The following is a 7,545-nucleotide window of genomic DNA, read 5'->3' on the forward strand; positions in this document are numbered from 1 at the left end:
GCCAAGCTTTTCTGGTCGGAACCCCCTAAGCCGAGTTTTCCAGGTGCTGCGCCGTCCACTTGGTTTTCGAGACTGGCCTTTTAATTCTAACGTAAAGCCAACCTAGAACGGCGGGGTTTCAGACCCAAAATTTCCGATGACCGTGACGTAGTACCTCAACGGGAGTCTCACCGTATATGTATTTAGGGAGTTCGCTCCGAAATTCTCGCACCCCAATTTTCTCAATGTCATGCTTATCCATAGTCTCTCTCGTTGTGTCCGCATTGTGTACATAGTGTAGCACTATTTGAGAAAGGATATCAACAAATAGCTTTGCTCATGTTTTACCAGATTAAAAATTTTTTTTAGGTCAATTCTTAAACTTCTGGCGAGTTTCTTAATCGTCTTTTTGGCATGGCTAAGACTGTTCAAGTTTACTTGAAAGATGCCAACATTTCATTATACAGCTTTAAATACTTAGATGCTTGAATCTCAAGAGTAAATTCTTGCTCCACTTTTTGCCTTGCCCGAATGCACAATTGGTTATACCTTTCTGTATCTTCTAATACCCAATTAATTCCCCGTGCCAAGTCCTCCACCTCGAAGGGTTTGGCCAGATAACCATTTTGTTGATGTTCAACTATATCTTTGAGTCCAGTAGCATTAAAAGCCACTACTGGTGTCCCACAGGATAGGGATTCAGAGGCAGTTTGCCCAAAAGCTTCTTGGATTGATGGTACAATCATAACATCGGCAGCAGAATAAGTAATTGCTAGGGAAATATCATCATTTAATCGCCCTAGATAATGAATTTTAAAACCTACATCTATTGGCTCTTTTGGTTCTGATGCTCCAAAAATAACTAGCTCTAATTTTTCTTGTAGTATTGGAGATTGACTAAGTTTTTTTAAAGCTGGTCTAAGCAGATGAAATCCTTTTCGGTTATCGCTGGTAGGACTCATAGCCCCAAAGAGAATAAGCTGTTTATCTTGGGGTAATCCTAAGAGATGGCGAGCAGTGTTTTTCTCGATTGGTTTATACTTTTGAATATCTAAGCCATTGGCAATTACTTCTATCCGTAAATCCTGGAATAGAGAACTATTTCTAGCGCAATCTGCTAACCATTGACTGGGGGTAACAATAGTCAGATTTAGATTTTTCCAAGCTTGAGCTTTTCGCCACCAAACCCAACGAGAAATGTCCCCATCTTGCTGACTTTTTAATTGGGGACAATGACCACAGGATTGAGTATATTTATTGCATTCTCCACTGTAATGACAACCACCCGTAAAAGGCCACATATCGTGAGCCGTCCAAACAAGAGGTTGCTTAAATTTGGCTAGGGTTTCAATTTGTAAAAACCCGGCATTAATCCAGTGTAAGTTAATAATATCTGGACTAATTTGGGCTACTCTAGAAACAAGGCGATCGGGAAGCCATTGGATAGAATAAGGAGTCCGTTGGCGATTAGAGTATAAAAGAACAGGAAGTAAATCTAAGCTCGGTCGTGTTTGACTGACTGCTTTTTCTATTTTAGTCGCAGGAGCAATTATTGTTGGAACATCGCTGATTTTCCTTTGAACCAGCATTTGAGAATCTATACCGATTCCCCGCAAACCTGTATGTAAGCGATAACTTGCTTGTGCCGCCCCTCCTTGGATATCATTAGTGTTGAGATGTATAACTTTCAAGATTAGTCTCCAGAAATTTAGGCTCTTCTAGGTTCTGTGTGATAAGTTTAACTTACAATATGATCGATCAATCTTTGTCTCCTTTGTGTCTTTGTGGTTCGTTCCACCCCCTCGCTAGGAGGAATATATCTTAGAATACATTTTACCCACCAAATCCAAGAGAGCCAAATTTATAGTCAAGAAACTGACAAGAGAAGAAAGAGTTCTGCTCTTTTGCCTTAGCCACTCCGAAGTTTAATTTATTGTAGTTATTTCTATGGTTTCATGGCCTCCATAAATAAAGAGTCTGGTTTGCGAATTTTGCCCTCTATCATATCTAAACCGTAACTATTAAAATCTGGTATTCTACTATCATCAGCACGACAAACACGCACATCAATAAATCCCACTTGCTCCAGCAGTCGCTTCAAGGAATAGCGATCATACATCCAAAGATGAATTTCCCCTGAATTCCTAAATATCCCCTCTTCAAAAGATTTTTTAGCTTCATTTCCTGCCACAAGTGCTACTAGATATTTGGCTATGATAATTCTCAGTTTCTGTAAAAACCAAGCGGGACTCTTAGCCATTATTCTCTCCTTTATGGACTTTTGAGCAGGTGGAATGTCCCAAAACTTTTCCGCTTCCGCACCAATTCGATAACGGACGAAATCCTTATTATTAATACTGGGGTTTAGCAGAAAATCTTTCATTTTGCCTCCGCCAACACTGCGAACAGTTTGATCATAAAGCTCCAGCATCATCCAGTCATAGTCAGGTTCCGCTTCTTTAATCCCCGAATCGACTTTTTCTAAAGCAGACAAATATTCTCTAGCTATTGCTTCGAGATCAGGGACAACGACTCTTATTATACCCTTATCTCTGAGAATTCGGTAACATTCAGTTAGCAGTTTTTTTGCCTCATCTTGTTGAAAGTGTTCTAAGACATGGGAACTATAACAGGCATCAAATTCAGCATCTGGGTAGGGCAAGTTTTTACGAATATCATATTCTCTAACTTCCGGTGAAGATGAAATTATATCGATATTCACCCAAGCGGGATGAAAAGTAGAGCCACAGCCAAAATTTAAGAGTTTCATTAGCTTGTTATATTCGTTGGCAATTCGTCAAAAATTGTACGTTATCTATCTAAATTTTACGATAAACACTCACCACAGATATTTCTCGAGGAAATAAACTGGGAAGAAATTAAACCTTTAGCAAAAATCTTTCCTATCATTCTGCTAACTACATCTAGGACTTTATAAATAATGCCAAAATCGATGTTTCTTATATCTTTTTCAAGAAACTTAAACAATGCTAATTTGATAATAGTTGTCGCATAAAATGATTTGTGAACTTCTTGTAATGGTTCATGCCAAATTTCTAGATTTTCAATGGCTTGATTCATTTCTTCTAGTTGGCCATTTACTCTTGCCAATTCGCGAAAAGTCTGTTTTAATTTTTTGAGTATGTTTAGCATATTCATAGTTAGAATTAGTAGAAAATTTATCGATTCTTAATTAAGTATCTTACAAAATCTTACAAAAAATCACAATGAATTAGCTATTCTTCCTAATTTGTTTTTAATACGTTGAAACAAATTAGGATTAAATATATTTTTTTGTGTATAATTATCTGCCCCTTCATTTCTAATCAAAAAAGGAGGGCATTTTAACGGAAAATTCATTTCTTGAACGCCAAGATTTGCCAATCTACTTTTACTACCAATTGTATGAGTAGCATCTTCACCAAATCCAATATTACTAACTAAATTTACATTAGGAAGGATAGTTAGACCATTCTGAATCCAACAGGCAAAATTCCAAGGATAATCCCAAGTATCAATTTTACCATCATAATAAGTTTGAAAAATCTTCGTCCAGTATTTGACAGCCTGAGTTTTTCCTAAAATAGACTCAAGCCAGTTACCATCACGAATTTCTTGCCAGAGCTTCATTTTAACATCATAATATTGCCACGCTCTCCTCCAAGTTGCCCAACCCCAAATGTGACTATAGCGAGAAAAATAGTAACTGTACTCTGTGCGGTTTCTGCCCAACTGAAAATTATCCCCTGAAATAGCCATAATTCTTTTATCATCTCGATAATAATCGAGCAATTCTTGGCAAAAGCGAAAAAAACTAGGATGTGGCAAGCAGTCATCTTCAAGAATAATTGCTTCTTCAACTGTATGGAAAACCCAATCTAAACCACTCGACACCCGATTCTTACAACCTAAATTCACATCAGAATAATTCGTCAGCACCTCACAATCCCAATCCACACCCTCGATAATAGCACGAGCCGCTTTACACTTCTCAATATCATCGGCTCTATCTGCACGCGGACCATCGGCAACTACTAATAACTTAGGTGGTTTAGCCTGACGGATAGCTTCAAATACCCTCGCCGTCGTGTCCGGGCGATTGAAAATCAGGAAGGCGACAGGAGTGGTCAGTTGGAAGTCAGCCATAGACGAATTTACTGTTAACTCGTGGTATCCTAACCCATCCTGACCAAATTGTCAACCCATTTCAGGATTTTCAGAGCCATTAATTTTATTTTCACTATCTCCACTGTTAAAATCCGAAGCTTTCAAGACAGTTAATCCAACTAAGTCTCGATCTCTATAATGATAGATAATATTGTCTTCTAGCAAACTATCATTAGCTCTTTGAGGCTTACGAAAGCTAATATATAAAACATCTGCTTCTTCATCATAATCTATCCAGATTCTTGAAGAAGGTGCGGTTAGCGAATAAGGAATTGATTTTAACAGATTGACTTCTGCCATAGGATGCCTCGCTTGATAATTTTTTCGCAGGAGGATGTCAAAAAAGCAGTTATGACAAATCCATCGTTCTTTAGTTCTTTATAGATGACGATTGCGTCTTTTCTTGAGATAACAGTTTTCGGATAATGTTTTAGTGCTATTAGCTCATCAGTCCATCCCTTAACAATCAAATCAGGTTCAGCAATAGTCTCTAGTACCATATCAATACATCCCGCCATGTAATCATGATTCTCTGTAATGTGGGACCATTGCTTATAAGTTAAACGAATTGGCAAACCATTTTGAGAAATTACAACAGAGTGACTGAGTAAGATACTTTCATGGCTTAGAAAATCCATTCATTATTTCCTCAATTTAACTGCCCGAATTGTTCCTGGTAACGAGCCAACAAAGCTTCTAGTTCTAGAACTCGCTGCCGTTCTCTTTCTGCGCGTTGAGCTTCCTGCTCGGCGCGTTGGGTTTGCTGCTCGGCGCGTTGGGTTTGCTGCTCGGCGCGTTGAGCTTCCTGCTCGGCGCGTTGGGTTTGCTGCTCGGCGCGTTGAGCTTCTTGTTGAGCGCGTTGGGTTTGCTGCTCGGCGCGTTGAGCTTCTTGTTGAGCGCGTTGGGTTTGCTGCTCGGCGCGTTGAGCTTCTTGTTGAGCGCGTTGGGTTTGCTGCTCGGCGCGTTGAGCTTCCTGCTCGGCGCGTTGGGTTTGCTGCTCGGCGCGTTGAGCTTCCTGCTCGGCGCGTTGAGCTTCCTGCTCGGCGCGTTGGGTTTCCTGTTCGGTAGGAGTCAGTATCCAATTGCCGTCTCGTCCGTACCAGCGCAGCCACAACCGCTCAATGCCTTGACAATTTCCTGCCCAAAGTCCCAATCCCAATTGTACTTCCTCTAGCCACAACTGCTGGTTTTCTAGTCTTAAAGGCTGATATTTTCCTGATTTTAAGGTAAATGCCTGCAATTGGTTGCTGTAGCGATCAAACACCACGTAGTAGGGAATGCCTAAAATTCGTTCGTAAACTTCCCACTTGGTGGGAGGTTGGTTGATTCCCCGCACGGTACGCCCTAAATCTTCTGCTTCCGTTCCAGGAGAGAGTAATTCGATGGCGATGAAGGGAACAATTTCTTCCTGCCAAATCACATAACTCAGGCGCAATTCCTCTCCTTGGTACAGCCGCGAGACTCCCAAAGCGGCAAACCAGTCCGGCCGCTTGTACCATTGGGGATGGTAAGGGTCGTAGTAGAGATTTAGATCGCTGGCGATAAATATTTGTTCGGCAGGATAGTTAGAAGGTCGAAAGGTCTGGCGCAATAATTCGGGTTGGAAGAGATGAAATTCGTCAGGCAAGCCAGGTTCCTCCAAGTTTTCGCTGGGGAGGTCGTACATGGTTGGTAACATTTCTTTGGGTGGAAGGGACGGCGTTCTCTGGTACATGGGGGGAATGTTGCTAGTTTGGTGTTTAGTTTAGCAAGATAATAGGGCATTCATGTCAATTTTAGACCCCTGAACGCCGCAAGCCTTGATGCACAATAAATCGGAACAGTCGTCAATTCCTCGTTCTCCATCGGTGAAAATGCCGATTCAAAAATGAAGTACTCCACCGGGGGAGTCTTACCAAAATCCGCCCAGAGGAAGTTAGAGACTTTCGGGATTAATCCCCAATTCCCTGAGTTTAGCCGCCAATCGTTCGGCTTTTTCTTCGGCTGCCTCGGCTTTCTGTTGTGCTTCTTCAGCTTTCTGTTGTGCTTCTTCAGCTTTCTGTTGTGCTGCCTCAGCTTTCTGTTGTGCTGCCTCAGCTTTCTGTTGTGCTTCTTCAGCTTTCTGTTGTGCTTCCTCAGCCAACTCTCGCGGGGTTGGTAACAAGATTCCATCTAAAGTCGCCCAGCGAATCCAGACGGTTGTTACCCCTCTATATTCTCCCTGCCAACGAACTAAAGCTAATCCCAAACGACCACTGATTAGCCATCCTTTCTCGTTGGGTTGCCGTGGTTCATATAGGCCATCAACCAAAACAAATTCGGCAAAATCTTCAGGATTAAAAGGATCGTACCAGAAATATTCAGGCACTCGTAACTTATCTTGATAAATCTGTTTTTTCTCAGTTTTGTCTATTTGGGTGGTACTTTCCGAGAGCAGTTCAATCACTACATCGGGAGCTTTTCCCTCTTCCCAAGTAACCCAACTTTTTCGCTCCCCTTTTGGTACACCTAAGACGGCAAAAAAATCAGGTCCTTTGAAGTCTTGGTTTTTCAGTTGTGCTGTACTGAAATAGACGAACATATTCCCACTGGCATAACCATCTTCTCGTCGGTCTAGCCAAGGGGATATACTGTCTATTAACAGATCCATCTGCCATTTATGCCTTTGAGTTTCCATGGGTACTCCATCATCGCAGGGAAGTTCATCTTGGGTGGGTAATGCAGTTAACTGCATTGGTTGACTAATAGTTAGAGTTTCCATATTTTTCTCCTATATTTTGTGGTTTAATTAGTTAGATTTCCTAGATTTTTTGCCCTCTTTAACTGGCTATAGCAATTCTAAATCAGTCGTGAACGGGCAAGGAGCTTAAGTCCCTTGTTCAGCTACCTGTTTTCAAGGGTTTAGGGGATTACTATATGTTACATCACAATTCTAGGCTAAGACGCATTTAAGTAGAAATCATCATCCAAGAGCTGCTCAATTGAAAAAGGACAGGTGATTGGATAGTCATTTTCTAATGGTATGCGAACGTCAAATTTGGCTTTTTTTCCATCTCTAATTGCCAGCTGGCGAGCGTCTGGATAGACTGAGGAAACTGCTGTTGACAGATAGGGATTGAGAGATGGAGTATCTCGTAAGCTTTTTTGAACTCGCTGCCGGTGTTCGTTGATTGAATCATACCAGCTGCCTGTCATAGTATCAGGCGCATCGCCTTGTATCTTGAGCTTGAGTAAATGAGCCAACAAAACCATTAAGTTACTTTCTAAGGCTCTTTTTTCTGGTGGTGATTCGGTAGTAGTGATGGCGGCTTAATCCTTTGCTTTGCTGTGCGTTGTAGTCATGGATAAAATACCAAACAGCCCCAACGTGATTCTCCATTTTTTTAGAGAAAGATAGACTCTCTCTCACCAGCCGAGAAA

The 7,545-nt window shown here is 41.3% G+C and carries 7 protein-coding genes and 3 pseudogenes; 1 reads left to right on the forward strand and 9 read right to left on the reverse strand.

Annotated elements, in window-relative coordinates:
* Positions 1 to 413: 413 nt before the first annotated feature.
* Positions 414 to 1,670 carry a glycosyltransferase family 4 protein gene (locus IM515_RS25765; protein WP_287627378.1) on the reverse strand — a complete coding sequence of 419 codons (1,257 nt, stop codon included), beginning with the start codon at positions 1,668 to 1,670 and terminating at the stop codon, positions 414 to 416.
* 38 nt (positions 1,671 to 1,708) lie between these two features.
* On the opposite strand from IM515_RS25765, the pseudogene IM515_RS25770 reads away from it, so the two are divergent.
* Positions 1,709 to 1,892, forward strand: a pseudogene (locus IM515_RS25770) (hypothetical protein).
* Positions 1,893 to 1,924: 32 nt separating this feature from the next.
* Here IM515_RS25770 and IM515_RS25775 read toward each other — a convergent pair.
* The 8 genes and pseudogenes from IM515_RS25775 to IM515_RS25810 all read right to left on the reverse strand — a co-directional run.
* A complete protein-coding gene (locus IM515_RS25775; RefSeq protein ID WP_287627377.1) occupies positions 1,925 to 2,749 on the reverse strand; it encodes a class I SAM-dependent methyltransferase in 825 nt (274 codons plus the stop codon).
* A gap of 56 nt (positions 2,750 to 2,805) precedes the next feature.
* Positions 2,806 to 3,138: a hypothetical protein gene (locus IM515_RS25780; protein WP_287627376.1), complete on the reverse strand. Its 333-nt coding sequence runs from the start codon at positions 3,136 to 3,138 to the stop codon at positions 2,806 to 2,808.
* Positions 3,139 to 3,201: 63 nt separating this feature from the next.
* Entirely contained in the window at positions 3,202 to 4,125 is a 924-nt protein-coding gene (locus IM515_RS25785; RefSeq protein ID WP_287627375.1) for a glycosyltransferase family 2 protein, read from the reverse strand.
* Positions 4,126 to 4,176: 51 nt separating this feature from the next.
* Positions 4,177 to 4,446, reverse strand: coding sequence for a DUF2283 domain-containing protein (locus IM515_RS25790; protein ID WP_287627374.1), 270 nt, complete (start codon positions 4,444 to 4,446; stop codon positions 4,177 to 4,179).
* Complete coding sequence (locus IM515_RS25795) at positions 4,425 to 4,784, reverse strand: hypothetical protein (protein ID WP_287627373.1); 360 nt, start codon at positions 4,782 to 4,784, stop codon at positions 4,425 to 4,427. Before IM515_RS25795 ends, IM515_RS25790 begins: the two co-directional genes overlap by 22 nt.
* Before the next feature lie 272 nt (positions 4,785 to 5,056).
* Positions 5,057 to 5,860 (reverse strand): annotated as a pseudogene (locus IM515_RS25800) (Uma2 family endonuclease); the annotation flags it as partial.
* 201 nt (positions 5,861 to 6,061) lie between these two features.
* Positions 6,062 to 6,886, reverse strand: a complete 825-nt coding sequence (locus IM515_RS25805; protein ID WP_287628878.1) for a Uma2 family endonuclease — start codon at positions 6,884 to 6,886, stop codon at positions 6,062 to 6,064.
* A gap of 176 nt (positions 6,887 to 7,062) precedes the next feature.
* A pseudogene (locus tag IM515_RS25810) lies at positions 7,063 to 7,404 on the reverse strand (DUF29 domain-containing protein); the annotation flags it as partial.
* Positions 7,405 to 7,545: the final 141 nt, after the last annotated feature.

Origin of the sequence: Microcystis sp. M44BS1, assembly GCF_020244875.1 — a bacterium.
Classification (GTDB): domain Bacteria; phylum Cyanobacteriota; class Cyanobacteriia; order Cyanobacteriales; family Microcystaceae; genus Microcystis; species Microcystis panniformis.

Coding starts and splice junctions, on each gene's coding strand:
- IM515_RS25775 (WP_287627377.1), bottom strand. CDS start 2,749: ATGAAACTCTTAAATTTTGGCTGTGGCTCTACTTTTCATCCCGCTTGG.
- IM515_RS25780 (WP_287627376.1), bottom strand. CDS start 3,138: ATGAATATGCTAAACATACTCAAAAAATTAAAACAGACTTTTCGCGAA.
- IM515_RS25785 (WP_287627375.1), bottom strand. CDS start 4,125: ATGGCTGACTTCCAACTGACCACTCCTGTCGCCTTCCTGATTTTCAAT.
- IM515_RS25790 (WP_287627374.1), bottom strand. CDS start 4,446: ATGGCAGAAGTCAATCTGTTAAAATCAATTCCTTATTCGCTAACCGCA.
- IM515_RS25795 (WP_287627373.1), bottom strand. CDS start 4,784: ATGGATTTTCTAAGCCATGAAAGTATCTTACTCAGTCACTCTGTTGTA.
- IM515_RS25805 (WP_287628878.1), bottom strand. CDS start 6,886: ATGGAAACTCTAACTATTAGTCAACCAATGCAGTTAACTGCATTACCC.